Source organism: Rudanella paleaurantiibacter, assembly GCF_009184635.1.
GTDB lineage: Bacteria > Bacteroidota > Bacteroidia > Cytophagales > Spirosomataceae > Rudanella > Rudanella paleaurantiibacter.
The window spans coordinates 431,886-457,811 of sequence record NZ_WELI01000006.1 but is presented as its reverse complement, the minus strand read 5'-3'; the positions used below and the strand labels follow the sequence as shown (position 1 = coordinate 457,811).

General features: G+C 53.5%; 28 protein-coding genes. 12 read left to right on the top strand and 16 right to left on the bottom strand.

Annotated features, from left to right (window positions below):
• Positions 1-75: 75 nt before the first annotated feature.
• Complete coding sequence (locus F5984_RS17060; protein ID WP_152125412.1) at positions 76-879, bottom strand: Rossmann-like and DUF2520 domain-containing protein; 804 nt, start codon at positions 877-879, stop codon at positions 76-78.
• Positions 880-1,223: 344 nt separating this feature from the next.
• On the opposite strand from F5984_RS17060, the gene F5984_RS17055 reads away from it, so the two are divergent.
• From F5984_RS17055 to nadD, 4 genes are all read left to right on the top strand, one after another.
• Positions 1,224-1,934, top strand: a complete 711-nt coding sequence (locus tag F5984_RS17055) for a sigma-70 family RNA polymerase sigma factor (RefSeq protein ID WP_245581659.1) — start codon at positions 1,224-1,226, stop codon at positions 1,932-1,934.
• A 116-nt stretch (positions 1,935-2,050) separates the two neighbouring features.
• Entirely contained in the window at positions 2,051-2,293 is a 243-nt protein-coding gene (locus tag F5984_RS17050; protein WP_152125503.1) for a hypothetical protein, read from the top strand.
• 67 nt (positions 2,294-2,360) lie between these two features.
• Entirely contained in the window at positions 2,361-2,960 is a 600-nt protein-coding gene (gene gmk / locus F5984_RS17045; RefSeq protein ID WP_152125411.1) for a guanylate kinase, read from the top strand.
• A gap of 82 nt (positions 2,961-3,042) precedes the next feature.
• Complete coding sequence (gene nadD / locus F5984_RS17040; protein ID WP_152125410.1) at positions 3,043-3,615, top strand: nicotinate (nicotinamide) nucleotide adenylyltransferase; 573 nt, start codon at positions 3,043-3,045, stop codon at positions 3,613-3,615.
• Between the two features lie 79 nt (positions 3,616-3,694).
• Here nadD and F5984_RS17035 read toward each other — a convergent pair whose 3' ends face one another.
• The 3 genes from F5984_RS17035 to cysS form a co-directional block, all read right to left on the bottom strand.
• Positions 3,695-4,108 (bottom strand): hypothetical protein, encoded by a 414-nt coding sequence (locus tag F5984_RS17035; protein WP_246169069.1) that lies wholly within the window; start codon positions 4,106-4,108, stop codon positions 3,695-3,697.
• On the bottom strand, positions 4,101-5,111 hold the full coding sequence (locus F5984_RS17030) for a M28 family peptidase (RefSeq protein ID WP_152125409.1): 1,011 nt from the start codon (positions 5,109-5,111) through the stop codon (positions 4,101-4,103). Before F5984_RS17030 ends, F5984_RS17035 begins: the two co-directional genes overlap by 8 nt.
• Before the next feature lie 63 nt (positions 5,112-5,174).
• A complete protein-coding gene (gene cysS / locus F5984_RS17025; RefSeq protein ID WP_152125408.1) occupies positions 5,175-6,665 on the bottom strand; it encodes a cysteine--tRNA ligase in 1,491 nt (496 codons plus the stop codon).
• Between the two features lie 168 nt (positions 6,666-6,833).
• Here cysS and parS point away from each other — a divergent pair, with 168 nt between their 5' ends.
• From parS to F5984_RS17010, 3 genes are read left to right on the top strand one after another with little or no spacing between them, the layout of a single operon-like run.
• Positions 6,834-7,217, top strand: a complete 384-nt coding sequence (parS, locus tag F5984_RS17020) for a type II RES/Xre toxin-antitoxin system antitoxin (protein WP_152125407.1) — start codon at positions 6,834-6,836, stop codon at positions 7,215-7,217.
• Positions 7,218-7,246: 29 nt separating this feature from the next.
• Positions 7,247-7,696 carry an RES family NAD+ phosphorylase gene (locus F5984_RS17015; RefSeq protein WP_152125406.1) on the top strand — a complete coding sequence of 150 codons (450 nt, stop codon included), beginning with the start codon at positions 7,247-7,249 and terminating at the stop codon, positions 7,694-7,696.
• Between the two features lie 14 nt (positions 7,697-7,710).
• Positions 7,711-8,904, top strand: coding sequence for a hypothetical protein (locus tag F5984_RS17010; RefSeq protein WP_152125405.1), 1,194 nt, complete (start codon positions 7,711-7,713; stop codon positions 8,902-8,904).
• A 75-nt stretch (positions 8,905-8,979) separates the two neighbouring features.
• Here F5984_RS17010 and F5984_RS17005 read toward each other — a convergent pair whose 3' ends face one another.
• The 3 genes from F5984_RS17005 to F5984_RS16995 form a co-directional block, all read right to left on the bottom strand.
• Positions 8,980-9,882 (bottom strand): SMP-30/gluconolactonase/LRE family protein, encoded by a 903-nt coding sequence (locus tag F5984_RS17005; RefSeq protein WP_152125404.1) that lies wholly within the window; start codon positions 9,880-9,882, stop codon positions 8,980-8,982.
• Between the two features lie 62 nt (positions 9,883-9,944).
• Complete coding sequence (locus tag F5984_RS17000) at positions 9,945-11,123, bottom strand: hypothetical protein (RefSeq protein ID WP_152125403.1); 1,179 nt, start codon at positions 11,121-11,123, stop codon at positions 9,945-9,947.
• Positions 11,124-11,175: 52 nt separating this feature from the next.
• Positions 11,176-12,186 (bottom strand): WD40/YVTN/BNR-like repeat-containing protein, encoded by a 1,011-nt coding sequence (locus tag F5984_RS16995; protein WP_152125402.1) that lies wholly within the window; start codon positions 12,184-12,186, stop codon positions 11,176-11,178.
• A gap of 126 nt (positions 12,187-12,312) precedes the next feature.
• Between F5984_RS16995 and F5984_RS16990 the strand changes: the two genes are divergently transcribed.
• From F5984_RS16990 to F5984_RS16980, 3 genes are all read left to right on the top strand, one after another.
• Positions 12,313-13,461, top strand: coding sequence for an aminotransferase class I/II-fold pyridoxal phosphate-dependent enzyme (locus tag F5984_RS16990; RefSeq protein ID WP_152125401.1), 1,149 nt, complete (start codon positions 12,313-12,315; stop codon positions 13,459-13,461).
• A gap of 301 nt (positions 13,462-13,762) precedes the next feature.
• Complete coding sequence (gene bioD, locus F5984_RS16985) at positions 13,763-14,389, top strand: dethiobiotin synthase (RefSeq protein ID WP_152125400.1); 627 nt, start codon at positions 13,763-13,765, stop codon at positions 14,387-14,389.
• Positions 14,390-14,491: 102 nt separating this feature from the next.
• On the top strand, positions 14,492-15,670 hold the full coding sequence (locus F5984_RS16980; RefSeq protein ID WP_152125399.1) for an acetyl-CoA C-acyltransferase: 1,179 nt from the start codon (positions 14,492-14,494) through the stop codon (positions 15,668-15,670).
• A 104-nt stretch (positions 15,671-15,774) separates the two neighbouring features.
• Here the strand turns inward: F5984_RS16980 and F5984_RS16975 are convergent, their stop codons facing one another.
• Both F5984_RS16975 and F5984_RS16970 read right to left on the bottom strand, forming a co-directional pair.
• Positions 15,775-16,221: a barstar family protein gene (locus tag F5984_RS16975; RefSeq protein WP_152125398.1), complete on the bottom strand. Its 447-nt coding sequence runs from the start codon at positions 16,219-16,221 to the stop codon at positions 15,775-15,777.
• A gap of 246 nt (positions 16,222-16,467) precedes the next feature.
• Positions 16,468-16,953, bottom strand: coding sequence for a ribonuclease domain-containing protein (locus tag F5984_RS16970; RefSeq protein ID WP_246169066.1), 486 nt, complete (start codon positions 16,951-16,953; stop codon positions 16,468-16,470).
• Between the two features lie 312 nt (positions 16,954-17,265).
• Between F5984_RS16970 and F5984_RS16965 the strand changes: the two genes are divergently transcribed.
• Positions 17,266-17,448: a hypothetical protein gene (locus tag F5984_RS16965; RefSeq protein ID WP_152125396.1), complete on the top strand. Its 183-nt coding sequence runs from the start codon at positions 17,266-17,268 to the stop codon at positions 17,446-17,448.
• A 96-nt stretch (positions 17,449-17,544) separates the two neighbouring features.
• Here F5984_RS16965 and F5984_RS16960 read toward each other — a convergent pair whose 3' ends face one another.
• From F5984_RS16960 to F5984_RS16935, 6 genes are all read right to left on the bottom strand, one after another.
• On the bottom strand, positions 17,545-18,282 hold the full coding sequence (locus tag F5984_RS16960) for an RluA family pseudouridine synthase (RefSeq protein ID WP_152125395.1): 738 nt from the start codon (positions 18,280-18,282) through the stop codon (positions 17,545-17,547).
• Positions 18,283-18,363: 81 nt separating this feature from the next.
• Complete coding sequence (gene panB, locus F5984_RS16955) at positions 18,364-19,182, bottom strand: 3-methyl-2-oxobutanoate hydroxymethyltransferase (protein WP_152125394.1); 819 nt, start codon at positions 19,180-19,182, stop codon at positions 18,364-18,366.
• An 18-nt stretch (positions 19,183-19,200) separates the two neighbouring features.
• Positions 19,201-20,541: a murein hydrolase activator EnvC family protein gene (locus F5984_RS16950; RefSeq protein WP_246169064.1), complete on the bottom strand. Its 1,341-nt coding sequence runs from the start codon at positions 20,539-20,541 to the stop codon at positions 19,201-19,203.
• A gap of 133 nt (positions 20,542-20,674) precedes the next feature.
• Positions 20,675-21,580 carry a DUF4292 domain-containing protein gene (locus tag F5984_RS16945; RefSeq protein WP_152125393.1) on the bottom strand — a complete coding sequence of 302 codons (906 nt, stop codon included), beginning with the start codon at positions 21,578-21,580 and terminating at the stop codon, positions 20,675-20,677.
• Positions 21,573-23,300 carry a tetratricopeptide repeat protein gene (locus F5984_RS16940; RefSeq protein ID WP_394367439.1) on the bottom strand — a complete coding sequence of 576 codons (1,728 nt, stop codon included), beginning with the start codon at positions 23,298-23,300 and terminating at the stop codon, positions 21,573-21,575. Before F5984_RS16940 ends, F5984_RS16945 begins: the two co-directional genes overlap by 8 nt.
• Positions 23,301-23,551: 251 nt before the next feature.
• Positions 23,552-24,214 (bottom strand): acetoacetate decarboxylase family protein, encoded by a 663-nt coding sequence (locus F5984_RS16935; RefSeq protein WP_152125392.1) that lies wholly within the window; start codon positions 24,212-24,214, stop codon positions 23,552-23,554.
• 94 nt (positions 24,215-24,308) lie between these two features.
• On the opposite strand from F5984_RS16935, the gene F5984_RS16930 reads away from it, so the two are divergent.
• Positions 24,309-25,013 carry a hypothetical protein gene (locus F5984_RS16930; RefSeq protein WP_152125391.1) on the top strand — a complete coding sequence of 235 codons (705 nt, stop codon included), beginning with the start codon at positions 24,309-24,311 and terminating at the stop codon, positions 25,011-25,013.
• A 3-nt stretch (positions 25,014-25,016) separates the two neighbouring features.
• On the opposite strand, the gene F5984_RS16925 is transcribed toward F5984_RS16930, so the two are convergent.
• The gene (locus F5984_RS16925; RefSeq protein ID WP_152125390.1) at positions 25,017-25,922 is read right to left on the bottom strand and encodes a serine hydrolase; all 906 of its coding nucleotides are present in this window, start codon (positions 25,920-25,922) and stop codon (positions 25,017-25,019) included.
• Between the last annotated feature and the right edge of the window lie 4 nt (positions 25,923-25,926).

Below are 25,926 nucleotides of genomic sequence, written 5' to 3'. Positions count from 1 at the left end.
CGTTCTAACCTATGAAGTGCGAGATACCTTACAAAGGACAAAGGGATCGCCAAACCACAACTGGCAAGGGTACCCTCACCCCTTCTCCCCCGCCCGGATACTCGCTGTCAGTAAGTCGTAGATAGCCTGCAAGCGGGGTTGGTGTCGTAACATGTCCAGATGCGTGTCGATGGTTTTTTGGTCGCCACGACGGGCCGGGCCAGTTTGTACGGTAGCCGGGTCGGCGGCGGCCATGCCTTTCCGGAACGTCTCGCGGATGAGGGGCTTGAGCAGGTCAAACTCGAGGTCGTGCGCATCGGTCAGCCCCTTGGCAATGGCAAACAAATGGTTGGTGAAGTTGCAGGCAAACACAGCCGCCAGATGAAGCACCCGCCGTTCGGCCGAGTCGACGAGGTACACAATCGAGCTGATTTCCTGCCCAAGGGCCACCAGTTGGCTTTCGGTTTCAGGGTCAGCCGCTTCAATACACAGCGGAATCTCCTCGAAATCGAGCAAACTTTGCTGGCGGCTGAACGTTTGCAACGGGTAAAACACCCCCGTATGCACGGGTACATCGCTGTACACCTGCATCAGTTGGGTCAGGTCGCCCAGCGACCGGGTACCCGAGGTATGCACCACAATGGCCCCTTCGGGTAGTACCAAACGGGCGCATACGTCAGGCAAAGCGTCGTCGGGAACGGTCAGAATAAACAGTTGCGATACGCTCTGAGCCAGATTAAAATCGGAGCGCGGCCGGGCATCGTACAATGTATTGCTCACCAACTGCCGGGCGTGACTCAGCTGACGACTTACGACCTCGTTGACATGGTGACCGGCGTTTTCAAGAGCAGGCGCCAGATGCCAGGCCACATTGCCAGCCCCAATAAAGGTTATTTCCATTACGTTTACCCATTATACCCACTTACCGGGTCGGCATTGGTCCGTTAATTGTTCCAGTCGACAAGATAAGATGCTTCCCGCAAAGCAAGGGCGTTTTCGCCCAAATGTCTGCCGAAATGGCAGTAGCCTTGCTTTATGGTGTAAATTTTGAACAAAGGATTAATTTTTGCAGTACCTCTTAGAAAACTTGTTGCTACACCATTTGTAAAGTCCCGCGCACGCTTGCAGAATTTTATCTTACTTACAATCAGGCAACTACTCGGAAGCTACACAATCACTATAGCGATTGAATAGTAGTTTATCAGAAAGGCGCTGACAGTAAACGACAAAAACTCCTTAATTTTATGGCGACCATACACGAAGTTATGTCAGATACGCCGACTCGCGACGAACAGGACCGTCCCAACGGCCCTACAGGACCAGACCAAACGCTGCCAGAAGGAGTTTCTGCCGATGGCACGCCGACGGAAGCGCCGGTACGTCGGTACACCGACGAGCAGAAATACGCGGTATTCAACAAGGAGTTTATGCCCCACATCGACTCCATGTACAATTTTGCCTTTCGGTTAACGATGGACGAGGACGACGCCAACGACCTCGTGCAGGATACCTATTTGAAGGCATTTCGATTTATTTCGTCGTTTGAGCAAGGAACCAACGCTAAGGCATGGTTGTTCCGCATTCTGAAGAACAGCTTCATCAACGATTATCGGAAGAAAAGCAAGGAACCGGCAAAAGTAGATTATCAGGACGTTGAAACGACCTACAACTCTGAAGATGCCGAGACCGAACACACGATTGACCTCCGGGCCGAATCGGTTTCTGACTTAATTGGTGATGAGGTGGCCACGGCGCTTAATTCGCTGCCGGTTGATTTTCGGACGGTAATCATCCTTTGCGACATCGAAGGCTTTACGTACGAGGAGATGGCTAAGATTCTGGATATTCCAATCGGCACGGTTCGGTCGCGTTTGCACCGCGCTCGCAATCTGCTGAAAGAGAAGCTGCGGGATTATGCCGCTTCGATGGGGTATCGGGAACAAAATGAAGAGTAGCCCGAACTTTTCTGAACCGAATAACGGTTCTCCTATCAACTTAACGTACTAATATTTTTGGAATAAATTGAATTTTTCCAATGCAAACGTCGTTGCCATCGTCATCTCCGGGCAGTATGAAAGAGCACTGTGACCATCAGGTAGATTGCCTCAAAATGATTCAAGTCATTCTCGACGGGCAAGCTACTGAGCAGCAAATCGAGCGGCTGAGAAATAACCTCCACACCTGTCAGCCCTGCATCCAGATGTATAATCTGGAGAAAGAAATCAAGCAATTGCTAAATGGCAAAATGGAGAAGAAGTGCTGCCCAGAGCAGTTGATAGCCAGCATTAAAGCGCGGATTTCACAGTTTAGTTAGTAACCTGAGAAGCGGAGAAAGTCGGCCCTGAAAGCCCGGTTTTCTCTGTTTTTATTTTTAAGATACATTGGACGGTAAGCTTATCATTTTCTCTGCCCCTTCCGGATCGGGCAAGACGACCATTGTCAGACATTTATTAGCCGAGAACAACAATCTCGGCTTTTCTATTTCGGCCTGCACCCGCGACCGCCGGGGCCGCGCTGAGGAGAACGGGAAAGACTATTATTTTCTGACCCCCGAAGAATTTAAGCACAAGATTGACCTTGGCGAATTTGTCGAGTGGGAAGAGGTGTACGTGGGGGCTTTCTACGGCACGCTCAAATCGGAAATCGAACGGCTGTGGGCCAGCGGGAAACACGTTTTGTTCGACGTTGACGTGCAGGGCGGCCTTAAACTGAAAGAATACTACGGCGACAAGGCCCTGGCCATTTTCGTGCGGGTTCCTGACGAAGAAACCCTCCGTCAACGCCTGATTGGGCGCGGCACCGAAACCGAAGATAGCCTCTCGAAACGCCTGTTTAAGGTACATTTCGAAATGAGCTTTCAGGATCGGTTCGACGTGGTTTTGATCAACGACGACCTCGAAACCTCGTACCAGAAAGCCCAACAGCTTGTCGACGAGTTTACGAAAGAAAACAAGGTTCCGCCAAAGGGAGCGATCCTTTAAAAGTAAATAGGAGCGGGGGAGTGGAGAGCCGATACATGGCCAGGCCGTTACTCCGCACTCCTCTCTCTCCTACCCACCTAAGATGAAAATCGGTCTTTTTTTCGGCTCGTTCAACCCCATTCATGTGGGGCATCTGATTATTGCCAATACAATGGCTACCGCTACCGACCTCGAACAGGTCTGGTTTGTGGTTTCTCCGCAAAATCCATTCAAAAAGACAAAGAGCCTCCTTCATGAGTTCGACCGGCTCGATATGGTGGAGCGGGCCATTGCCGACAATAGCCGACTGAAGGCGACTGATGTGGAGTTTAGCATGCCCCGGCCAAGCTATACAATTGACACATTACGGAAACTTCAGGAAAAATACCCACAGCACAGCTTTACGCTCATTATGGGCGAGGATAATCTGGAGCAGTTTGCGAACTGGAAATCGTACGAGACCATTCTGAACGAATTTACCCTGTACGTGTACCCACGCCCGCGGGCAGTGGCAAGCCCCTTCCGGGAACACCCAAGCGTTCGGCTGGTTGAAGCCCCCTTACTCGATATTTCGGCTACGTTTATTCGCGAGAGTGTACGCGCCAACCGGTCTATCCGGTACATGGTGCCCGACGTGGTTGAAGAGATGATTGAGCGCAAAAAGCACTATTTGTAGTGATGAGAGATAAGTGATGAACGATGAGTGTTTATGCATCAGTCTGCTCATCGTTCATCACTTATCTCTCATCACTAAGTTACGGTGTTCCGTTCTGGAAGGTAATCTCCGTAACAAGTCCGATAGCACTGACCCGAAACGCTACCGAACGAGCTTTGGATGGCTGCTTGGCGTCGTCGCAGTGGATACCTTTTTCTAAAAAGTAAACGTAGTACTTCTGGTTGCGGTCGGCAATCATGTTCACATCGGGCCGCCCCAAAATGCCGCCCAAATCGTTGACATGTACGCCCTTGAATTCCTGTCGGCTGGCGTTAAAATCAGTAAGCAGCGTAGCCCGCACACCATTGCACCCACCCCGGTCAGAGCGCCACTTGGCTACGTCGAGCTTACCGAAGGTATCGGGCTTTGCGTAACAGCCAGCCAGGCTAAGCAGCAGTACCAAAAAGACCAATGCTCTTTTACCGTTCTGCGTTTTCGCGTCTCCTCTATTCATTGTAAAGCGTTTGTACGAGGGTTTGGCCCACAGCCTTCAGCGTATTCCGGTCTATGTTAGCCATTGTATCGTCGTTGGTATGCCAGTCTTTAAAGAAACCGCCCGTTTGGGGGTTCGTGTGGATGATGTCGATCATCGGAATTTTAGCAATCACGTTGGGGGCTACGTGGTCGTCAGTGATTTGGCCACCCGGCGTATCCACAAAATACTGACTGTAACCTAACTGACTCGCCGTTTGCCAAACCTGATTCACAATACTCGGAGCAAACTGCATCGAAAGCCCTTCTTTGGCAAATGTAGCCCCTTTGGCCCCGACCATGTCGAGCAGAATACCGTAATAGGCTTTGTAGCCCGGCACATGCAGGTTTTTCGACCAGTATCGCGAGCCGAGGCAGAAACCGATAAAATCAAAGTCGGTACCTGGCTCTTTATCACCCACGGCTTTTTCACCGTCTCCCCAGTCTTCAGCATCGAAAAAGATAATATCGATTCCGACGTTGGGCTTGGCCTGCGCCTGCTGAATGGTGCGAGCCAATTCGAGCAAGACCCCCACGCCCGACGCCCCATCGTTGGCGGCCGGCACGGCGTCGGTCCGGTCCGTAGCCACACTATCCTGATCCGAACGGGGGCGCGAGTCCCAGTGCGAAGCGAGCAGAATCCGCTTGGTTGCCTGCGGGTTTAGGCTGCCAATAATATTACGGGCATTGAGGGTTTTGCCATCCCAGGTTTTGGCCTGAAAGGTTTGCTCCGTCACAGCGAAGCCAAACTGCTTTAGCTTGGCCACCAGATAATCGCCCGTGCGGACATGGGCGGGCGTGTTGGGTACGCGCGGCCCAAAGGCTACTTGCTGCGCAATGTAGGCATAGGCCGAGTCGGCATTGAACGCCGGGGCTGCAGCCATCGTTTGCGTCGTTTCGGTTGTGCCCGACTCGGTTTTTTTATCGGTTTTACAGGCTGCGGTGCCGATCACCAGTGCCCACGCAAAAATGAGTATGTTTTTCATGCATAGACCGACCGCTACCGACCGGGCTTTTAGCGTTTGTAGACTAAACGAAAATGAGGCCAATTATTCTTCGTACGCCCAATCAATTCGGTGCTTCATGTCTTTGATCACCAAACCCTGCTGCTTAAAGTAAGCCCGCACCTGATCCACTTTGTCGTAAAGCTTTTGCTCTTTGTACTCGCGGTAGAGAGCCAACATCCCCTCCACAACGCCGTGGCCTTCGGTTTTCTCCTCGAGCAGCCCCAGCACGTTCTCCGTAAAGTCGACAAATGAATGCTTGAGCAACGCAAACGTTTCTTCGCCCAAAGCAGCCGGTTGGAGCTGATTCATGTACAGCATGTTCACGTATTTGAGCAACGTAAACAGGTTAGCAATCCCCACAGCGGTATTCAGATCGTCGTTGAGGGCATCGTGGAAACCCTGCACCGCCCCCTGAATATCAGCCTGCTTTTTAGCATCGGGCGCCACCGACTCATCGGCCGTGTACGCCAGTGTTTTGATTACACGAAGCCCATTTGCAAGCCGACGGTACCCTTTTTGAGCCGCCCTGAGCGCTTCGTTTGAGAAATCGAGCGTGCTGCGGTAATGGGATTGCAACATGAAGAACCGCACGGTCATGGGCGAGTAAGCCTGCTCAAGCAGCGGGTGGCTACCCGTAAACAACTCACCCGGCAGAAACGAGTTACCGAGCGATTTCGACATTTTCTGCCCGTTTACGGTAAGCATATTGGCGTGCATCCAGTAGCGCACGGGGTCTTTACCGGTAAGGCCGTTACCCTGCGCAATTTCGCACTCGTGGTGCGGAAACTTGAGGTCCATGCCGCCCCCGTGAATATCGAACTGAGCCCCCAGATACTTGGTACTCATGCACGAACACTCCAGGTGCCAACCGGGGAAACCGTCGCCCCAGGGCGAAGGCCAGCGCATAATGTGCTCAGGCGAAGCATTTTTCCAGATCGCAAAATCGAGTGGGTTTCGCTTTTCGGCCTGCCCGTCGAGTTCGCGGGTTTCGTTGAGCAGGTCGTCCAAAATGCGGCCCGACAACTTGCCGTAGCCGCCCCCCTGTTCATTATATCTCAGAATATCGAAATACACCGACCCGTTCGACTCGTAAGCCAACCCCTTGTCGATGAGCGTTTTTACGGCTTCGATTTGCTCCACCATGTGCCCCGTGGCCGAGGGCTCAATACTGGGCGGTAAGGCGTTGAACGTAGCCATTACCTGATGAAAATCGAGCGTGTAACGCTGCACAATTTCCATAGGCTCCAGCTTTTCGAGCTTGGCCATCCGCCCGATTTTGTCTTCCCCATCGTCGCCATCGCCAACCAGGTGCCCCACATCGGTCAGGTTGCGTACATACCGGACTTTATAACCAATATGCGTCAGGTACCGGAACAGCGTGTCGAACGTCAGGAATGTCCGGACGTTGCCCAGGTGAACATAATTGTAGACCGTTGGTCCGCAGACATACATGCCCACATAAGGCGGGTTGATGGGCTGAAAAACCTCTTTCTGGCGGGTAAGCGTGTTGTATAATTTGAGCGGTTGCGTCATGGTCGTTACAGCACTGCGCAAGCGGGCAAGTTGGCCTTTTTCAAACGCTTGCGGGTCATTTTGTGGACGCGAAATTACAGAAACTTGCGGGAAACGAGTGCAGGGAAAATGGGCTGAAACTAAACGACAAATTTCTTTGTTTAACCAAACAAATGTCGCCTATTCATAATGACTGCCATTAACCAAACAGCGCTTGTTCTGGCTGCTTTCAAAGGCATTCCGGCCAGTTTGTTTTCAGAACTGGTCACACTGACTGGATACGGGCGCGAACAACTGGCCGAATTATTTGGGCTGTCGTTACGAACGTTTCAGCGATATGAGCGTGAAGGGCGCAACCTGAGTCCGCAAGACGGTGAACGAATGCTTAAACTCAAAGCTCTCTTCGAACAGGGCACCGATGTGTTCGGCTCGGTAGAATCGTTTCGGCGGTGGCTTGATAAGCCCGCCTACGGATTGTCAGGCCAACTTCCCTTTTTGCTACTGCACACGTCGGGGGGTATAGACCTTATTATGGACGAACTGACCCGTATTGAGTACGGTGATTTGGCCTAAAACAGGCTACTTGCCTAACCGCCCAATTAATGGACGTTTACCGAATTGCTAAAGCCCGTTATGCCGACACCCTGATGGCCTCGGGTGCCCCCGCCCGCTGGAACCTCCGGGGCCAGTTTGTCCTTTACACAGCCTCCTCGCGGTCATTGGCCTGTCTCGAAAATATCGTTCATCGAAGTGCCGAAGGTCTTCTCGATGACTTTAGGACGATGGTTATTTACGTTCCTGACGCCATTTCTGTCGAGCAGATTGCACTCGAACAACTCCCTTCTGACTGGTTTTTACCCGAACAATACAGCCTTTGTCAAGCACTCGGAAGCGCCTGGATACGGAGTATGCGCTCAGCAGTGCTGCGTGTACCATCGGCCATTATTCCGCAGGAATGGAATTATCTGCTCAACCCAGCCCACCCCGACTTTAGTACCATCCAACTCACCAGCACCGAGCCGTTTTGGTTCGATGGCCGATTGAAAGAGTAGCGTATCTTTGCCCTATGCACGTAATTGAAGTTACCACCCCCGCTCACCGCTCTGAGTTTATTCAGTTGGCCGTTCGGCTTTACCAGAACGATTCACACTGGATTCGTCCATTAGACGCTGATATCGAGAACGTTTTCGACCCGGCCAAAAACAAGCTCTTCGAACAGGGCGAGTGCATACGTTGGCTCCTGCTCGATGACCAAAAACAGACCATTGGGCGGGTGGCAGCTTTTGTCAACCGAAAAACCACTAACGACAAAAAAAACGATCAGCCTACGGGGGGGATGGGCTTTTTCGAGTGCATCGACAATCAGCAAGCGGCTTTCCTACTGTTTGATACCTGCCGAAACTGGCTCGCTCAACGCGGTATGGAAGCCATGGACGGTCCTATCAACTTCGGCGACCGCGACCGTTGGTGGGGTCTATTGGTCGAGGGGTTTCAGTACGAACCCAACTACGGCATGCCCTACACCAAGCCGTATTACGTGCCGTTTTTTGAGCAATACGGGTTCCAGACGTACTTTGAGCAACACACGTTTTTTCTACCCATCGAAAAAGACCGCGTATTGGCCGGTATGAATCCGGCCGTACTGGACCGGGCCGACCGAATCCTGAACGACCCGGCTTTTTCGTTCGAGCATATCCGCAAAAACCAGCTCGAAAAGTTCGCCGGTGACTTTGCCACGATTTACAACAAGGCCTGGACAAAAATTCTGGGTACGCCCGACATGAGTAACGAGAAGGCCCTGAAACTGATGAAGCAGATGAAGCCCGTTATGGACGAAACGCTCGTCTGGTTCGGGTACCACGGCCCCGAAAAACAACCGGTGGCTTTCTTCATTATGCTCCCCGAGCTGAATCAGTACTTCAAGTACGTAAACGGCAAAATGGATTTGTGGGGCAAACTAAAATTCCTGTATCACAAAACGTTTCGGACCACGCGCAAAGCCTTTGGCGTTATTTTCGGGGTTATCCCGGAGTTTCAGGGCAAGGGTGTCGAATCGGCCATTGCATTGTCGTACCCTATGCGGGTCGGTTGGAACAGCCAACACCCGTACAAAGACCTCGAACTAAACTGGATTGGCGACTTTAATGTAAAGATGATTCGGTTCTCCAAAATGCTCGGCGGTGTAGTGGGCAAACGGCACATTACCTACCGCTACCTCTTCGACTGCACCAAAGAATTTAAGCGCCACCCGATAATTTAAGTAAGCAGTAGGCAGTAGGTACGGCTGTTACCGAAGTACTGCCCACTGCCACTGCTTACTGCTACTGCCTGCTAATCATTCCACGCCCTGCACCTGCATTGGCAAGACAAACACCGATTCCGACGCGGTGATAAAGAGCGTTTTGCGGTCTTTACCCCCAAAACAGACGTTGGCCGTCCAGCCAGCGGGCACCGGAATATTGGTTAGTTTTTTACCGGAAGGGTCGTACACGGTCACTCCTCGGCCGGTCAGGTACAGATTGCCGCGCTTATCGAGCGTGATACCATCCGAACCCTGCGCGGCAAAGAGTTGCCGATCGGAGAGCGTGCCGTCGGGGTTGATAGTGTACTTGTACGTTTTACTGTCGCGAATGTCGGCCACGTACAGGTAGCGGCCGTCGGGTGTACCCACAATACCGTTTGGCTGCTTCAGGTCAGTGGCTACGAGTACGGCCTGCTTAGCGCCTTTGGGGAGATAGTATACGTTTTGAGCCGTCAGAAAAGGCGTTTTATGGCTCCACCAGGGGCGCGGATAAAACGGGTCGGTGAAGTAGATACCCCCTTTTCGGTCGGGCCAAAGGTCATTGGGTCCGTTATGCTTTTTGCCCTCGTAATCGGTGAGCAGCACCTCTACTTTTTTGGTTTTGGGATGAATACGCCAAAGCTCGTTTTTCTCGTCGGCGCACGACAGAATATTACCCTTCCGGTCGATGTACAGGCCATTCGAACGCCCGGCTTTGTCCATAAACATCGACAGTTTCCCCTCGGTATCGTATAGCCAGATTTTGTCGTTTGGCTGGTCGGTAAAATAAATATTCCCTTTTTTGTCGACGGCCGGGCCTTCGGTAAAGGCAAACTGACCCGATACTTTCTGGAGGGCCGCACCGGGTGCAATGAGCCCGGTTGAATCGGTTTGTGCCAGCAGGGGTTGGGCGGCAATCAGCAAACAAACAACGGTCGATATAGGTCGTAAAAACATAATGGGGGCAGCAGTAATGTTCGCACCTATAAGCAGGAAGGGGTGGCATTTTAACCACCCCGTCAGTCTGTCAGTTCATCATCTTCGTACTCCCCGGACTCTTGCCGACGGCCATCGGCGTGATACAGTACCCCGAAACCGTTACGTTTCCCGTCGCGGAATAAACCCACAAACCGGTCGCCATCCGAAAAATAGTACGTGCCTTTACCATTGGGGGCGCTATCGGAAAACTGCCCCACGTAGCGGTCGCCATTACGGAAATAGTACGTACCGAAACCAGCCCGTTCGCCCTCGGCAAAGGCTCCCTTGTATTTGATTTTTCCGTCGGGATAATACTCAATGCCCTGCCCGTGCCGGGCCCGCTCGGCAAACTCACCCACGTATTTCTCGCGCGTGGTGCTGACAAAAACACCAAACCCATTCTGACAGTCGCCCGACAAACAACCCACCCGACTCGCAGCCGACGCGGCCGGTTTAGCGGGTACGGGCCGGGCCGCCGGGACCGAGGCATCGGGGTTACGGGTTGCTACAGAGGGCGCGTTGGTTGTTGGGGCAGCTACCGGACGCTGAGCTACTGGTCCGCTGGTCTTTGGCTCGGCAGGCTTGCTTACACGCCCTGAACCCGTGAGCCGGGGATACAGTTCTTCGGCTTCGAGCCAGCCTTTCCGAATGGCCTCCATACGAGCCGCCCGCGCCGGGTGCGTAGGGGTTGGGTGCTCACTACCCAGCGCACGGATAGCCGCATACGACTCTTCGAGCGAGGCTCCGAGCTGATGCAGCACAAAGCCCGAAAACTTATCGGCTTCAATCTCTTTCTGGGGCTGCCCGCCCTTACCATCAATGGTATGGCCCTGCAAATGGTGCCCAATTTCGTGGGCCATAATACTAATAGCCGACCAATCGGTGTCGGTTACGGTTTCGATGCGTTGCATAAACGCACCATCGTAAATAATGAACCGTTGCCCCTGCAAAACCGTCGCAAAGCAGTTTTGCGTGTTGGTGCACTCCATAATCTTGAAATTCCGCATGAGCCCAATCGGCTTCAGAATCCGGTCGACTACGCGCTCGGCATGTCCATTGGAGCGACTGATGAGCTGATCGCAAACCACCTGCGGAGCCCGTGCCCCGGTGTAGTTGCAGGTAAAGGAAGGATGGTCTGAATGAGGGTTGTGAGACGAGGGGGAGGCCAACAGTTTTCCGGCACTAACCAACCCTACTACCAACCAAGGAAGCATCCGCATAGCCACAAAAAGAGTGATGATTTCGTTTTGGTTAGATAACGAAAAATCACCCTTAAAATGTACGCCGACCCACGCGCCCTTTGGCCCCAACAGCCCAGCAGGTGTTGCCCTGACAAGAGAGGGCGTGGAAGGCTTCGGTGTCGAGAAGCTGCCAGGTTTTACCCTCATCGGTCGAGAGGCTCGTGCCCGATGGCCCTACCAGCACCCAATGGCCGTTTGTCAGCCGACTCACCCCTTCTTTTAGCCCACCCTCCGGGCCGGTCGAAGCAACCGCCCAGGTTTGGCCACCGTCGCGGGTGAGAGCCACGTTAAGGCCCGGCTTTTTCTCGTTGCGATAATCGCCCCCAACGGCGATGCCCTCACGCGGGTTTTTGAAGTATACCCCAAACACGCCCTTGCTCGAATCGGCGGGGAGGCCCGTTGCGGCCACTGCCCACGATTGCCCACCATCGGTTGAGCGAAAAACGCGGCCGCCACCTACACCACCTGATCCAATCCAGACGTGCCGACTGCCGTGTACAGCAATACTACTCCCACTGGCGGCAAAAGCAGCTTCGCCCCCATGTACGGTCATTCCTTGTGGAGCCGTAATGGGTTGCCACGACTGCCCCCCGTTGTTTGTTTTAAGCAACACATACTTACCCGCCACGGGGTCGCTAAAGGCAATGCCCTGCTTATTGTTCCAGAATGCCATCCCGTCGAAAAACACACCCGGCTGGTTTGTCTGATACGTTAGCGTCCAGGTCTGCCCGCCATCCGTAGTGCGGTAAAAGCGGGCTTGCCCCTGTTCGGCCGGGCCGGCGCTCATCAGAACCGCCGTTTGGGCATCTATGGCCTGTACATCGCGAAAATCGCACGTTTCGGCACCGGGTACCCGCCCCGTCTGCCAGGTTTGGCCCCCATCGGTAGTCCGCAGAAATGTCCCGCCCGAACCACCCACCCAAACAACCCGCTCGCTCACGGCACTCACCGCCCGAAAACTCGCCGTTGTTCCAACGGTTTGAAGGGTCCATTGTGCCCAAACGGGCGTTGTCAGGAGAAGCAGAAGCAAGGTAAGGCGCATAAGAAGCTGTACAGAACGTGTTTGTACGGCTAAAAAACAAAAAAGCCCCGACTTCGCCAGCAAATCGGCCCTGAAACGCCCCCCGAGTGCCGAGTCCGCTCGCATCCTGCCTATTTTTGTCCTTCCATGCACGACAAACTCGCTTTTCTGGATGCCCGTTTGCAGCAACGCCAACAAGCTGGGCTACTGCGAACCTTACGGCCCAATAGCGGCCTAATCGACTTTTGCTCGAACGATTACCTCGGCCTGGCGCGCTCGGCCACGCTACGGGAAGCGATCCGTGAAGCCGAACGCCAATCGCCCGATCTGGCCAACGGGGCCACGGGCTCGCGGCTGCTCGCGGGGCATACACTACTGGCCGACGCCGTGGAAGCCCAATTAGCGGCTTATTACCAAACCGAAACCGCACTTGTCTTCAACGCCGGCTACGACGCCAATATCGGCTTACTCTCGGCCCTACCCGGCCGTGACGATGTGCTCCTGACCGACGAGCTCATTCACGCCAGCATGATTGATGGCGCCCGGCTCTCGTATGCCACGCGCCACCGGTTTCGGCACAACGACCTGACCCATCTGGACGAATTGCTCCGGCAGGCGCGGGCACGCACACAGGTTGGCCAGCAGGTCTTTGTAGCTGTTGAGTCGGTGTATTCAATGGATGGCGACCTGGCCCCCTTGCCTCAACTGGTTCAACTCTGCGAGCAGTACGAGGCCCACCTGATTGTCGACGAAGCCCACGCGACGGGCGTTTATGGTTCAACCGGAGCCGGGCGCGTGGCTGAGTTGGGTTTGTCGGGGCGAGTGCTGGCCCGCGTGCATACCTTTGGCAAAGGTCTGGGCGTACACGGAGCCGCTGTTGTTGGCCCCCGGCTGCTTCGGGATTACCTCATCAACACCGCGCGGTCGTTTATTTATACCACGGCCCTCCCACCCCACAGCCTGCTGGCTATCGGGTGCGCTCACGAGCAGGTATCAGGAGCAACGGCCGAGCGTCAGTATCTGCACAGGCTCATCGAACTATTTCGGCAACAGGCCGCCCAGAAACTCCCCCATGCCCGTTGGACCGATAGCCCCTCCCCCATTCAATGCTTACTAATCGGAGGGAACGAAGCGTGTCGATCAGTTGCCACCCGTGCTCAGCAGGCAGGGTTCGATGTACGGGCTATTCTGAGCCCCACAGTGCCGGTTGGGCAGGAACGACTGCGCATTTGTCTGCACAGCTTCAATACCGAAGCCCAAATTACCCACCTGCTCGACTCGCTGACGATTGGCTAGTTTGCCAGGATAGTAGAACAAGTTTCTTTGACCGCCCGGCAGCCCGGAGGATTACAGGATAAACAGGATGTTCTCTGGCATAAGTAGTCAGACTGAATGAAATGTATAATGGACAATGCAAAATTTACGTTTAAATGACTGATTTCCAGTAGGTAATACAATTGTTCATTATGCGTTTCACATTGTTCATTCGCTTAAATGAATCCTGCTTATCCTGTAATCTTGTCAAAGAAATTTATCCTACTCCCGTTCGCTGTGGGCAAATCCCTAATTTTTCTGAATCATCAACTACCATAGTATTATGAACATCGTTGTAGCCGGTATCGGCACTGAAATTGGCAAGACGGTTGTTTCGGCAGTTCTGGTCGAAGCGTTACAGGCCGATTACTGGAAACCCGTACAGTCGGGTGCCCTCGAAGACTCCGATACCGAAACCGTCCGGAGCCTTATCAGCAATACCCGGTCACGCTTTCACCCCGAAGCGTACCGCCTGCGCGAGCCGCTGTCGCCCCATGCCGCAGCCGACATCGACGGGGTACGTATTGAACTGGACCAAATTGTGGTGCCCCAAACCGACAATCACCTCGTGATCGAACTGGCGGGCGGGCTTATGGTGCCCCTCAATCACCAGCAACTCAACATCGACTGGGTGCAGCAGCAACAGTTGCCCGTTGTGCTGGTCTCACGAAACTACCTCGGCAGCATCAATCATACGCTACTTTCAGTTGAGGCCCTGCGCACGCGCAACATTCCTATCCTGGGGCTGATCTTCAGCGGCCCCACCGTACCGGCCTCCGAATCGGTCATTTTGGGCATCACAGGGCTATCTTGCCTCGGCCGGGTAGCGCAGGAACCCGAACTAACGCAGGCCCAAATTCGGCACTACGCCGAAAAGTTTTTGCCCAGCCTTAATAGTATGCGTGCATAACATCTTATATTTGTCTGTAATTATTCCGGCAGAAAATTGGTTTTAGGTATAGCCATTCGCCTGCCGGAGCTATTTTATTGACATTCTAAAAACCCCATATACATGGACGCATACGTTGTTGCTGGCTACCGTACCGCTGTTGGTAAAGCCCCGCGCGGTGGCCTTCGTCTTACTCGCCCCGACGATATGGCGGCCGAGGTCATCAAGCATTTGCTGGCACAGGTGCCGCAGCTCGACCCCGCCCGCGTAGAAGATCTGATTGTGGGTAATGCCGTACCCGAAGCCGAGCAAGGCATGCAGATTGCCCGGTATATTGCCCTGCTATCGTTGCCTAAAACGGTGCCGGGTATGACTATCAACCGGTACTGCGGTTCAGGCCTGGAGGCTATTGCCATTGCCTCGGCCAAAATTCACGCTGGCCTGGCGGACTGTATCATTGCCGGAGGAACCGAGTCGATGTCGCTGGTGCCAGTAATGGGTTGGAAAACAGCCCTCAACTACGACATTGCCCAGAAAAACCCAGATTACTACATCGGCATGGGTCTTACGGCCGAGCAGGTAGCGCAGCAGTTCAATATTAGCCGCGACGAGCAGGATCAGTTTGCCTACGCATCGCATCAGAAAGCTTTAGCGGCTCAGGCTGCAGGCCGGTTCGACAAGCAAATTGTGCCGATTGCGGTGAAGGAAACCTACTTCGACGCCAACAGTGGCAAGAAGAAAACCCGGGAGTGGACGGTAAATAAAGACGAAGGCCCCCGCACCGACACAAGTGCCGAAGGGCTCGCCCGCCTGAAGCCAGTATTTGCGGCAGGTGGCTCAGTTACGGCCGGCAATTCGTCGCAAACCTCCGACGGAGCGGCTTTTGTAATTGTCATGTCGGAGCGACTGGTGAATGAGTTGAACCTGAAGCCGATGGGCCGGATGGTATCATATGCCTCGGCCGGTGTAGAACCGCGCATCATGGGCATTGGCCCGGTGGCGGCTATCCCGATTGCCCTGCAAAAAGCCGGTTTGCAGCAAAGTGATATTGATCAGATCGAGCTGAACGAGGCATTTGCTGCTCAGTCGTTGGCTGTGATCAAAGAGCTTGATCTCAACCCTGAAATTATTAACCCCAATGGTGGGGCCATTGCTCTTGGGCACGCCCTCGGCTCAACCGGGGCGCGTTTGTCGGTTCAACTCCTAAACGAGATGGCCGAGCGCAATCAGAAATACGGTATGGTATCGGCCTGCGTAGGCGGTGGCCAAGGCGTTGCCGGTATTTTTGAACGGCTCAACTAAAAACGAGTTTAGCCTTTATCGTTTTGGGTTTATCGTTGCCCTCTGATTAGGTAAGCACTCATTGACCAGTGAGCGCTTACCTAATCAGAGGGCTTTTCAATTTTCTACAACTCACCGAAGGCGATGTCGTCGCGCTGAAGTACCTCCCGAATACGGGGGCTATCTTCGAGCACCACATAAAATTCTTTACGCTCCATCAGCTCGTCGTCTTCTACCCACTTCCAGTCTTCGGCGGTGGCGTCAAATATTTGCAGGATACTGCTCAATTTGATAGGGTCACGCTCTTTGCTCACGAAAAGATCGGTAGCGGTCACGTAGAGCACAATTTTCACATCTTCGAGCCATTGCAGGTCGTTGAGCGAGTCATTGAGGGCATCCAGATTATAACCCGAAACCGGAAACTCCAGCACGTCGGCTATTTCTTCGTAAAACTGGCGCAACGTAATCGCTTTCTGCCCGTCGATATGGGCAATGAAGTAATCGTCGCTTCCGAAGCGCTTAGCCAGGGCGTCTTCCGACCGGCTGAGCCAAATATTAGGCGTTGAGGCCATGTATGGGTTTTAAGTTTTGGGTTTATCGTTTAGAAACAGGCCGAGTCCGCACAACTACGACCACAGGGCTGCTCTATACTGCCTCCGCACGGATAAACGCATTGTAAACAAACAGGTATTAAATAAATGAACAATGAATAATGCACAATGGGTATTAAACCATTAATCAACCTGTTCATTGTTCATTGTTCATTGTTCATTGTTCATTGTTCATTTTACACTATACTTTTACTTTTGACTCAGTACTTACTTTATCTCGGTAAACGTATTGTAATGATCGAGGGTGTACCAGGCGCGCCCGTCGGAGCTGGTTACGAGTCGTTCGGCACCTCGGTTCCGGCCGTTTACCCGCGGGTTTACGTCCCATTCGCGGTAATCGATACGGCCACCTTCCAGGCTTTGCCGGGGCAAATGACCCTCAAAATTACCAAACCGTCGACCACCCACGTAGCCTTCGGGCGCGCGATTATACTGCCGGATATGAGCCAGTACCTCCAGCGCCTTTTGGGGAATCCGCCCTGTCTGAGCTTTTGAAGACCGATACTCGTCGCCTTGCTGCTTCGCGTTTTTACGTTCCTTGGCATGGTATTTGTCAAAGGAATTATTGTATCGATCATCGGCTTTACGGGCCCTCCGATCTTGCCAGTTTCGTGAAGGCTCCTGGGTTCGGGACTGATTCTGCTCCTCGCTTTTGCAACACGTGAAAGCCGAACAGAGTAAAACTAAAAGCAAGTAAAAAAGTCGGGCAAACGATTTTGGCATCTGTTAGATCTGGATTAAAAAGTGAACACTAAGTCTATTGGCCAATCAGAGAAATAGGGCTTACTGTTTGAAAATTACGCATCTGGACTGCTTAAGGGACTTAAATAGCTAAAAACTATATTAAAAATCCCGGCGTTAACTTGGCATTGTATAATATCAAGTTTAACTTTGAATATCATGAGAACAAAAAAGAGACACAATCTATGATCTGTTTTCCCTTTTTATTCTCTGATCCTAACTGAGAGAGTAATTTCAACCATTGTTAAAGGGTTCAACTTAAAGATGAGAAAGTTTCGCTTGTATATGCTGTTTCAATGGGCTTTCTTCCTGCCCATCATTCTTCCCGTGTGTCTCGCTTTCGGAGCAATTCAAGGTGCGGTTAACATGGCTGAGCGGGTGTTCAATCAAATGATGACCGATGTTGCCGATTCGCAGCAGGCAGAAACGAGTGCTTCGCTGGAGTAAACTTACAAGACATGAATCATACAGTACACAAAAGGCCCCGGCTTTTACCACTTGGTACAGCCGGGGCCTTTTTGTGTATATCAACGGTTTGATCCCCTACTCGTACAGGAAATCAATATTCTTATCTTTGATTTCTTCTTGATCAAGCTCCAGAAACTCCTCCCAGAACGGATCGCGTGGCAAACCCGCTTTGCAAATCAGGGGCTCCTTCTTAACAGGATGCTGAAAGTAAAGCCGACGGGCGTGCAGGTAAATTTTCTTATCGGGCGTGGGCCGGTCGTAACCATACTTAATATCACCCCGAATCGGGCAACCCATCTCGGCCAATTGCGCCCGAATCTGATGCGGACGGCCCGTAATGGGGTCTACTTCGAGCAAGTAATGCTCATTGATTTTGCCCAGTACGCGGTAGTTTAGTTCGGCCCGCTGCGACCCTGCTACCTCGTGGGTGTAGGTAGTCACCTGATTTTTGGCTTCGTCTTTTACCAGCCAGCTTATCAGTTTACCACTTTCTTCAGGGGGTTTGCGCCGAACCACAGCCCAGTAGGTTTTTTGCACCTGCCGTTTCCGGAAAATCTCCATCATCCGCTCCAGGGCTTTTGAAGTGCGGGCAAACACCACCAAACCACTCACCGGCCGGTCGAGTCGGTGCACCGGGTGCAAAAATACATCGCCCGGCTTGTTGTATTTCTCCTTGATATAGTCGCGCAGGATTTCGACCAGCGATGCGTCGCCGGTGCGGTCACTTTGCACCAGAATCCCCGGCTCCTTGTTGACAATGAGCAGGTGGTTATCTTCGTAAACGACCTGATAAGGAGGCAGTTTCTTTTTCATAATATGTAATGATGAATGCGAAATGCTACCGGGTTTAACCAGAAAGGTACGGGCCTTCAGCACGACGCATTACTCACTAACTTAGTAGGCTTCTTTTTCGTTCGGGAAGTCTTTGGCCTTTACATCGTCGACGTAATGAGCGATGGCTTCCGTCATCACCGTGTTCAGGTCGGCATACCGACGCAGAAACCGGGGCTTAAACTCCTTGGTAATGCCCAACAAATCGTGCAGAACCAGAATCTGACCGTCGGCGTCGGGGCCTCCGCCAATCCCAATTGTTGGGATAGAAAGTGCCTGGGAGACCTGCCGGGTGAGAGCGGCCGGAATTTTTTCGAGGACTACCCCAAAGCAACCCACCTCCTGAAGCATCAGCGCGTCTTCCATCAGTTTGGCGGCTTCGGCATCTTCTTTAGCCCGGACGGCATAGGTACCAAACTTGTAAATCGACTGCGGAGTAAGCCCCAGGTGCCCCATAACCGGTACGCCCGCGCTCAGAATCCGAACAATCGACTCCTTGATTTCCTGACCCCCTTCGAGCTTGACGGCATGTGCCCCCGACTCTTTCATAATCCGAATGGCCGACCGCAGGGCTTCTTCCGAATTGCCCTGATAGGACCCAAACGGCAGGTCAACAATAACCAATGCCCGCTTAACCGCCCGCACCACCGAACTGGCGTGATAAATCATCTGGTCGAGGGTGATGGGCAGGGTAGTTTCGTGCCCGGCCATCACGTTGGAGGCCGAATCGCCCACCAGAATCATCTCGACACCGGCAGCATCGACCACCTGCGCCATGGAGTAATCGTAGGCTGTGAGTGCCGTGATTTTCTCCCCTCGGTTTTTCAGTTCCTGAATGGTATGCGTGGTAACGCGTTTGATATCGGGGTTGTGAATGGACATTATATTGAAGTTTACGGTTTACCGGGGTGCCAGCCACGTTTCAGGGTTCATTTTGGCAAACTCTTTCCAAACCTGAAACTGGAGTTCTGAAATCCCTTTGGCGTCGGTAGCCACCACACCGATAGGTTCGCGGGCTTTGACCCGCTGCCCCACCCGTACCGACACGCTTTTGAGCTTGGCGTAAATGGTGAAATAGTCGCCGTGCTGAATAGCTACCACGTTGTTGCTCCCCATTACGTACTCGACGTTCATGACTACCCCCTCGTACACCGACCGCACGGTTTCTCCGGCGTTTGTCTGAATATCAATTCCTGGATTTGAGATGTTAATGCCCAGCACCGGGTGTTTGTGCACCCCAAACCGGTCCGACACAAACCCGCGCTGTACGGGCCACGGCAACCGCCGACGCGAAGCCGCAAACGACGACGCCAGGGCCATTTCGGCATCGTTGAGATTGTTATCCCGGCGGGCATCCACCTCGGCTTTCTCGGGAACGTCGACCTTAGCGACCTCTTTCTCGGGCGCGGGTTCGGTAATGGGACGGTCTTCGGTCGGTTTTTCTCGGGCGGCAGCCTCTTCAGCACGTTTGCGTTCGGCGGCTTTTCGGGCCGCTTCAACGCGCGCCAGTCGTTCGCGCTCGGCCCGTTCGCGGGCTTCACGCGCGGCTCGTTCGCGGGCCTCCCGCGCAATAATGCGGGTAATCATACTCTCCAGACGCGCCACCGACCGACGGCTTTCGGCCAGTTCGTCGCGGAGCTGACTTTCTTTCTGGCTCAGTTGCTTAACGACCTTATCCTGCTCGCCTTTGAGGTTCTCCAGCTTTTTCGACTCGCTTACTTTGGCAGTAATCGTGGTTTTCTGCTGGCGTCGCTTACGCTCAGTAGCAACCTGTTTACCCTTAATCTGGGCCTGTACCTCTTCAATTTGTTTGACCTGCCCCTGCCGGGCGTTGGAATACTGCTTGAGGTACCGGTAGCGGGCAATGAGTTGGTTGAAGTTATCGGCCGCGAACAGAAAGCCGAGCGGGTTGAGTTGCTGCCGACGCCGGTCGGCGCGGACAATCATATCAGCGTACTGCTTTTTCAGCCGGGTGAGGTCGCCGGTTAGTTTCTGACTTTGCTGACGGAGTTCGGCAATTTCAGAATCAGTCAGTTGCAGATCTTCGTTGAGCAGTTCAATTTGCTCTGTTTGGGCCTTAATCTGCTGGTTGAGTGCTTTCAGCTGCCCCAACGTCACTTCTTTCTCCGAGGTGGTCTTTTTCAGCACCGACCGGATTTCGGCCATTCGTTCCAGATTCTGCTTTTTCTCCCGCTCCAACGCCTGCCGATTCCGTTGCTGCGCCTGGGCAGGCAACACCATTGCCGGCAAGAGAAATAAGCCAAGAACGAGAAAACGCAACGTACGCAAAATAGTCAATAGTTTAGGGTTTGTAGGTTCCGGGTAATGGCGGGAATACCGTTCCCAGCCAACCGCATCAAACCAGAAACAGCACTTAGGGCCGCCGGGTATATTTGGGCGGAATGCTAAACGGAAAACCGGGGTCTTTGTCCACCAGCTCTACTTTGTTATGCCGAATTTGCAGCAATTTCTGGTAAAACTGCCCATCGGCATTCGATTTATAATCTAACGTAATCAGACTGGTGTACGGAAACAGAAAGCTATTAAGGGCTTTAAAATCCGCATAATCAAGCCGGAGCGTGTTTTTGGTGGGCTGTTCGGTAACCATCAGCTTTTTCAGTTTCCGGTCTTCCTCACCAATATAATTTTCGAGCATCACCTTGCCTTCGCTCTGCCGCAACAGAAGGTAGTCTCGCTCATTCTTGATTTTCTGAGCAGGCCGTTTAGGCAGGGGCAAGTTACCCACAATGAGCGCCTGAAGCAGATCGAAGTTCAGTTCGAAATTAAACTGTCGGCTCAGACTCGGAAAGTCGTACACCGAGTATTCACTGTGAATCTTATCCAGAATAATGATACTGTCGCGGGTGGCAATGCCCCGAGCGGCTTCGATACCGAGTTTCTGCACCGAGAACCAGATAAGGCTGTCTTTCCGAACCCGGATATTCATGTTGGCATTGTCGGTATTCTCATCCTGACTCTTAATGCTCACTTTCGAGCGGGCGGTCAGGTATTTGAAATCGATTTCGGCGACATTGGCGCGGGCTTCCTCAATACCGGGTCGGGGCCGGGGTGGCTCGGCAGCCGACACACTCGCGGGTGCAGTGGCACGGGCCGAATCCGGGCGGGCAGCGGTCGTATCAAGCGGGATTGGCTTCTTGACGATGGCTACCGAGTCGGCCGACAAAGACGGGGGGACTTGCTGCAACATTCGCCGTCGGCGGCACCCTTCCGAACTCAGAAGGGACAGCATGAGCAAGCCGGGCAAGAGTACTTTATTCATATAGTTTGCCAGAAGCGATTTTCTTATCCAGCTGCTGGCTGTTTTCACCTTTTTGTTTTGCCTTTTTCCACTGCTCAACGGCCTTATCTTTTTCGCCTAACTGAAACAACACATCGCCGTAGTGTTCGAGAATAGTGCCACTTACACCGTTGGGATCGGCGGCAACGGCCTTCTCCAGAAACGTGCGGGCCTTGGCGTATTCCTTCCGAACATACAGCACCCAGGCATGCGTGTCGAGATAGGTAGGGCTGTTGGGGTTACGCTCAACGAGCATTGTCGACATGGTCAGGGCCCGGTCGAGTTTGTCTTTGCGGAGCGACAGAAAATAGCTGTAGTTATTCAGAACGTGCTCGTTGCGGGGGTCGTCTTTGAGTACCAACTCGTAGGCCTCGTCGGATTTGGCATGGTCGCCGATGCCATTGTAGGCATCGCCCAACTGCGCATTCACGGCTTTCATCAGGCTTTCCAGCTCGGCGGTGGTGGCATTAGCCAACAACTTGCGGCTTTCTTCGAGCGACTCAACAGCCTCGGGGTACTTCCGTTTGTACAGGTTGGCCGTTCCGTTGGAATACCAGAACAAACCCTGATTCGGAAACAGTTCGAGGGCTTTCTGCGAGTGTACCAGCAAACTATCGACCTGGTTAAGCTCGCCATCGAGCTGCAGCAAAGCGCCCCAAATTTCGTACGTAGAGCCATCGAGCTGAGCGGCCTTAGCGTACAGATCGCGCGCTTCGGCTTTTTTGCCCTGCTGCACCAGCAGGTCGGCCAGCATCAATTGCGAGCGGGCATCGTTCGGATGCGCTTTGGCCAGTTCCTGCGCCAGTTTGAGGGCATCCTGTTGGGCATTGGCGCTGTTATCCGACAACCCTACGTAGCTCGACAGAATCCGGGCTTTCAGGCCCGCTTCGAGGTTGGGGTTGGCAAACACAAAATCGAGCTCTTTTCGGGCCCGGGTCATATCGCCTTTTTTCCGGTAGATTTCGGCCAGCAATACGTGTGCCTGCGGTAGTTCAGGGCTGAGTTTGAGCGCCCGTTCGAGCCAGCCAATGGCCTGATCGTCGCGGTCGTTAGCCATGAGCAGTTCGGCTCCTTCAAGCAGGTAGTCGGGGTCGCCGGGTTCGTAGGCCACCAGCTTCTCGGCTTCTTCTACAGCCTTATCTATTTTATTCTGCTTCAGATAGATACGCTGCTTTTGTCGCGTAATCTCTTCATTGAGACCCAGCGCCTTTTCTACCCGGTTGTACGTTTCGAGGGCTTTATCGGGCTTCTCGTCGAACAGGTAGATTGCCGCCAGCTCCACCCCGTACTCCATATTCTCGGTGCTTTGCTTGAGCAGGTCTTCGTACAGGCGTTCGGCTTCGGCGTAGCGTTTCTGTTTTACGTACAGTTCGGCCAGCAGCAGATTGTAGTATTTGTTTGTTTTTTCGGCTTCGTACGCTTTCAGGGCATACGGGATGGCCTCAACCACCTTGCCGGTTTTCATCAGAGCCTGCGCGGCTGCATACCGGGCGGCCGCGTTGTTGGGCTTTTTTTGAAGGAGTTTCTCGAACTGAGCCAGGGCTTTGGTTGGCTCGTCGGTCATCATAAACTTCATCCCATCGGCAAAGAGCGTTTCCTCTTCAAGCCGGGCACGGGTTTCATCGACGGGAACCGGGGCGGTAAGCGAAAGCGGGGGTGCGGGGTTCTGCGCCTGCACGGGTGTCAGCACCAGGCTTGCCATCGTGCCCAACAGTCCGGCAAACCATAAACCATACCGCCCGGAGTGGGTTCTTGGCGAAGGAAGAAGGGACAGAGTCGGTTGCATATCAATTTATTACCTGAAACGTTTCTGCTGGCGTTCTATTGCCAGAAACGACCCATTTTGGCGCAATAGACAAAGGTAATACAAACCGTCAGCTTTCGCTTAGGTTTCATAGCCATTGGTACCTAACCCGCTCGGCGGCAGGGTGTCTGCGGGGCGCACTGGTACTTCTATACCGGCGTACTTTGGGGCACTGGAAACGTCATCTCAAAATCATCAACCACAAAGGTGCTCAGCACCCGCCCCTGGCTAATATCAGGAAAATACGCCGGGTTTACCTTCACCTGTTTGAGCGACCCCAGCCGGGCGCGGCCGGTAGCCTCGGGCTGGGTCAGCAACCAGGTTTTTCCGTCGTGCTGCTGCATAATCCGAAACGGGGGCAACAGCCGGGTCTTGACGGGTAAACGCGGCCCCCACGGCTTTACTTGGGCCGAAAAGAACGGTTCGCCCTGCTGACTTACGGCAAAATGCCGTGTGCCGTCGGGTCGGGTGGTCAACTCAAAATCGGCCAGTTCTTTCGGAATCCCCCAATTCTGAATGCCGTTCCAGACGCTGTCGTAGGTGGAAACGTAGATTTTAGAGATCGAAAACACCGTTTGCCCGTTCAGACGAAACAGACCGGGAATAAAGAGCAGCTCACGGTACGGCCCCACCCCCGATGTTCGATAGTCGACCAGCATCACCAACCCCACGTATCCCCGGTAGCCCTTCTGCTGGGTCGGATTCAGAAACCCGTGCTTGCGAACGAACGATTCCGAAAAATGGGCAACCATCACGATACCCTCACCGTGCAGGGTCCAGGGCGGGGGGGCTATTTGAGCAGGCGTTGTCACGGGGTATATTGATTTTGGAGCGGCAAAACTGGCTGTTTATCCATAAACCCAATGAGCAGGTCGTGGGTTATACGGGTATTACTCAACACTCGTTATGCGCGCTTTTCTCTTCTTTATTCTGCTGACCGGCTTCACCGGGCGGGTATCTGCTCAATCGGAGTCACCTCCATCGGCGGCCGACACGCTGCAACCGGGTGAAAACGAACGTCCTGAAAAGCCGAAGTTCATTGCCGAGACCGACCAACGGTTCTTTTTCTTCAAAAACCCCGCCACAAACGTACGGGCCCAAACCAACGTATGGGGTGCCCGGGCGGGCTTTCTGTTGCCCATCAACGTGAAAGTAGGCGTTGGCTACTACTTTACCAATCAGCGTACCCACGGTAACTGGGACGGCTACAACCTCCGCGCCCGCCGACTTTCGTACGGCACCCTGTACATTGAACCGTACTATTTTCGGCGAAAATACTGGGAGTTGAGTTCGCCACTTGAAATAGGGGCTGGCACCGCCCGCTACGAACTCGACCGGGGGCTGGCCGACGAAAATCCGGCGGAAATCCGACGCATGCTGGCTTTCCCGCTCGGGCTGGGGGCTTCGTTCTCCGTTAAGTTCCCACCGCTATGGGGGTTCAAACCCACCCGTTGGTTTGGTATCAATTTCATGACCGGCTACCGCTGGACCATTCAGCAACGGGTACCAAGCAACCCGAATACGTTCAACGGATTTTACTATTCCATTAGCCCGGCTATTTTCCTCGATCGCTTTTACGAAGACTTCAAGGTCTGGCGCAACCGTAAGTGAGGCTTACCACCAGGTTTCGTAACCAGCCACGGGTTTCCAGTTCGACTTTGGCTCAAAATGTTTCCAGAGCCGGGCCCCCACCGCACGGAGCAACGCGAAACCTTCATTATTACGCTCCCAGCTTTCATCCTGCGCGTTTTTGGTCATCAGGCAGTACACGTATTCGCCATGGGGCGCGTGTACCAGCACCACCTCCGACCGCGACCGGTTTACGGCCCCATTCTTACTGGCTACTTTAACCTCAGGCGGCAACTGCGAAAGCCCGTCGCCATCCCAGTATTGCCGGCACAGATTACGATACATGCGGTCGCTGGCATCGGGCGAAACAGCCCGGCCCGCCCGGATGTACGCCAGCAACTCGGCTAGTTCGCGCGGGGTGGTCTGGCCCCAGCCGTACTGTTTCTGAAAAGCCGCCCGGCCCGGTGTTCGTGAGTTGACGCGGGTCTGGGTAAAGCCGTTGGCGTTGAGCCAGGCGTTAATGGCCGCCCCGCCCCCAGCCATGGCCTGGCACCACAGACTGGCCGTATTATCAGAGGTGGTTTCCATGAGCATGACCACCTGCGAGAGCGGCAATCTGGCTCCATCTTTGAGTTGGCCCACAATGCCATCGTCGTAATGCAGCGAGTCTTTGTACACCAGCTCTGCCCCGTATTTGAGTTCGCCCCGGTGAATCTTATCGAACAAACCGCACTGAATCGGAATCTTGATCGTGCTGGCCGTCGGGAACAAGGTGTCGGCATTAATAGCAACGGTCTCGCCCGTACGCAGGTTGCGAACATACACGCCCACATCGCCCCGAAAGGCGCTCAACATAGCACGCAAGTCGCGCTCAAGAATGGTTCGTTTCTGGGCATCTGCCGTACCGAAGCTCCCCAATAAGATCAGACCGAGTAGAATGGCTTTTTTCATGATT

Excerpts from the sequence above, each read along its gene's own strand:
- F5984_RS16960 (WP_152125395.1), bottom strand. The coding sequence starts at position 18,282 with ATGAAAAAGAAACTGCCTCCTTATCAGGTCGTTTACGAAGATAACCAC.
- F5984_RS16950 (WP_246169064.1), bottom strand. The coding sequence starts at position 20,541 with ATGGTGTTGCCTGCCCAGGCGCAGCAACGGAATCGGCAGGCGTTGGAG.
- F5984_RS16975 (WP_152125398.1), bottom strand. The coding sequence starts at position 16,221 with ATGGCCTCAACGCCTAATATTTGGCTCAGCCGGTCGGAAGACGCCCTG.
- nadD (WP_152125410.1), top strand. The coding sequence starts at position 3,043 with ATGAAAATCGGTCTTTTTTTCGGCTCGTTCAACCCCATTCATGTGGGG.
- F5984_RS17000 (WP_152125403.1), bottom strand. The coding sequence starts at position 11,123 with ATGCGGATGCTTCCTTGGTTGGTAGTAGGGTTGGTTAGTGCCGGAAAA.
- F5984_RS17060 (WP_152125412.1), bottom strand. The coding sequence starts at position 879 with ATGGAAATAACCTTTATTGGGGCTGGCAATGTGGCCTGGCATCTGGCG.
- F5984_RS16965 (WP_152125396.1), top strand. The coding sequence starts at position 17,266 with ATGAGAAAGTTTCGCTTGTATATGCTGTTTCAATGGGCTTTCTTCCTG.
- F5984_RS17035 (WP_246169069.1), bottom strand. The coding sequence starts at position 4,108 with ATGAATAGAGGAGACGCGAAAACGCAGAACGGTAAAAGAGCATTGGTC.
- F5984_RS17015 (WP_152125406.1), top strand. The coding sequence starts at position 7,247 with ATGGACGTTTACCGAATTGCTAAAGCCCGTTATGCCGACACCCTGATG.
- F5984_RS16945 (WP_152125393.1), bottom strand. The coding sequence starts at position 21,580 with ATGAATAAAGTACTCTTGCCCGGCTTGCTCATGCTGTCCCTTCTGAGT.
- F5984_RS16930 (WP_152125391.1), top strand. The coding sequence starts at position 24,309 with ATGCGCGCTTTTCTCTTCTTTATTCTGCTGACCGGCTTCACCGGGCGG.
- F5984_RS17050 (WP_152125503.1), top strand. The coding sequence starts at position 2,051 with ATGAAAGAGCACTGTGACCATCAGGTAGATTGCCTCAAAATGATTCAA.
- F5984_RS16990 (WP_152125401.1), top strand. The coding sequence starts at position 12,313 with ATGCACGACAAACTCGCTTTTCTGGATGCCCGTTTGCAGCAACGCCAA.
- F5984_RS17010 (WP_152125405.1), top strand. The coding sequence starts at position 7,711 with ATGCACGTAATTGAAGTTACCACCCCCGCTCACCGCTCTGAGTTTATT.
- cysS (WP_152125408.1), bottom strand. The coding sequence starts at position 6,665 with ATGACGCAACCGCTCAAATTATACAACACGCTTACCCGCCAGAAAGAG.
- F5984_RS16980 (WP_152125399.1), top strand. The coding sequence starts at position 14,492 with ATGGACGCATACGTTGTTGCTGGCTACCGTACCGCTGTTGGTAAAGCC.
- bioD (WP_152125400.1), top strand. The coding sequence starts at position 13,763 with ATGAACATCGTTGTAGCCGGTATCGGCACTGAAATTGGCAAGACGGTT.
- F5984_RS16995 (WP_152125402.1), bottom strand. The coding sequence starts at position 12,186 with ATGCGCCTTACCTTGCTTCTGCTTCTCCTGACAACGCCCGTTTGGGCA.
- F5984_RS17030 (WP_152125409.1), bottom strand. The coding sequence starts at position 5,111 with ATGAAAAACATACTCATTTTTGCGTGGGCACTGGTGATCGGCACCGCA.
- F5984_RS17005 (WP_152125404.1), bottom strand. The coding sequence starts at position 9,882 with ATGTTTTTACGACCTATATCGACCGTTGTTTGTTTGCTGATTGCCGCC.
- parS (WP_152125407.1), top strand. The coding sequence starts at position 6,834 with ATGACTGCCATTAACCAAACAGCGCTTGTTCTGGCTGCTTTCAAAGGC.
- F5984_RS16940 (WP_394367439.1), bottom strand. The coding sequence starts at position 23,300 with ATGGCAAGCCTGGTGCTGACACCCGTGCAGGCGCAGAACCCCGCACCC.
- panB (WP_152125394.1), bottom strand. The coding sequence starts at position 19,182 with ATGTCCATTCACAACCCCGATATCAAACGCGTTACCACGCATACCATT.
- F5984_RS16925 (WP_152125390.1), bottom strand. The coding sequence starts at position 25,922 with ATGAAAAAAGCCATTCTACTCGGTCTGATCTTATTGGGGAGCTTCGGT.
- F5984_RS17055 (WP_245581659.1), top strand. The coding sequence starts at position 1,224 with ATGGCGACCATACACGAAGTTATGTCAGATACGCCGACTCGCGACGAA.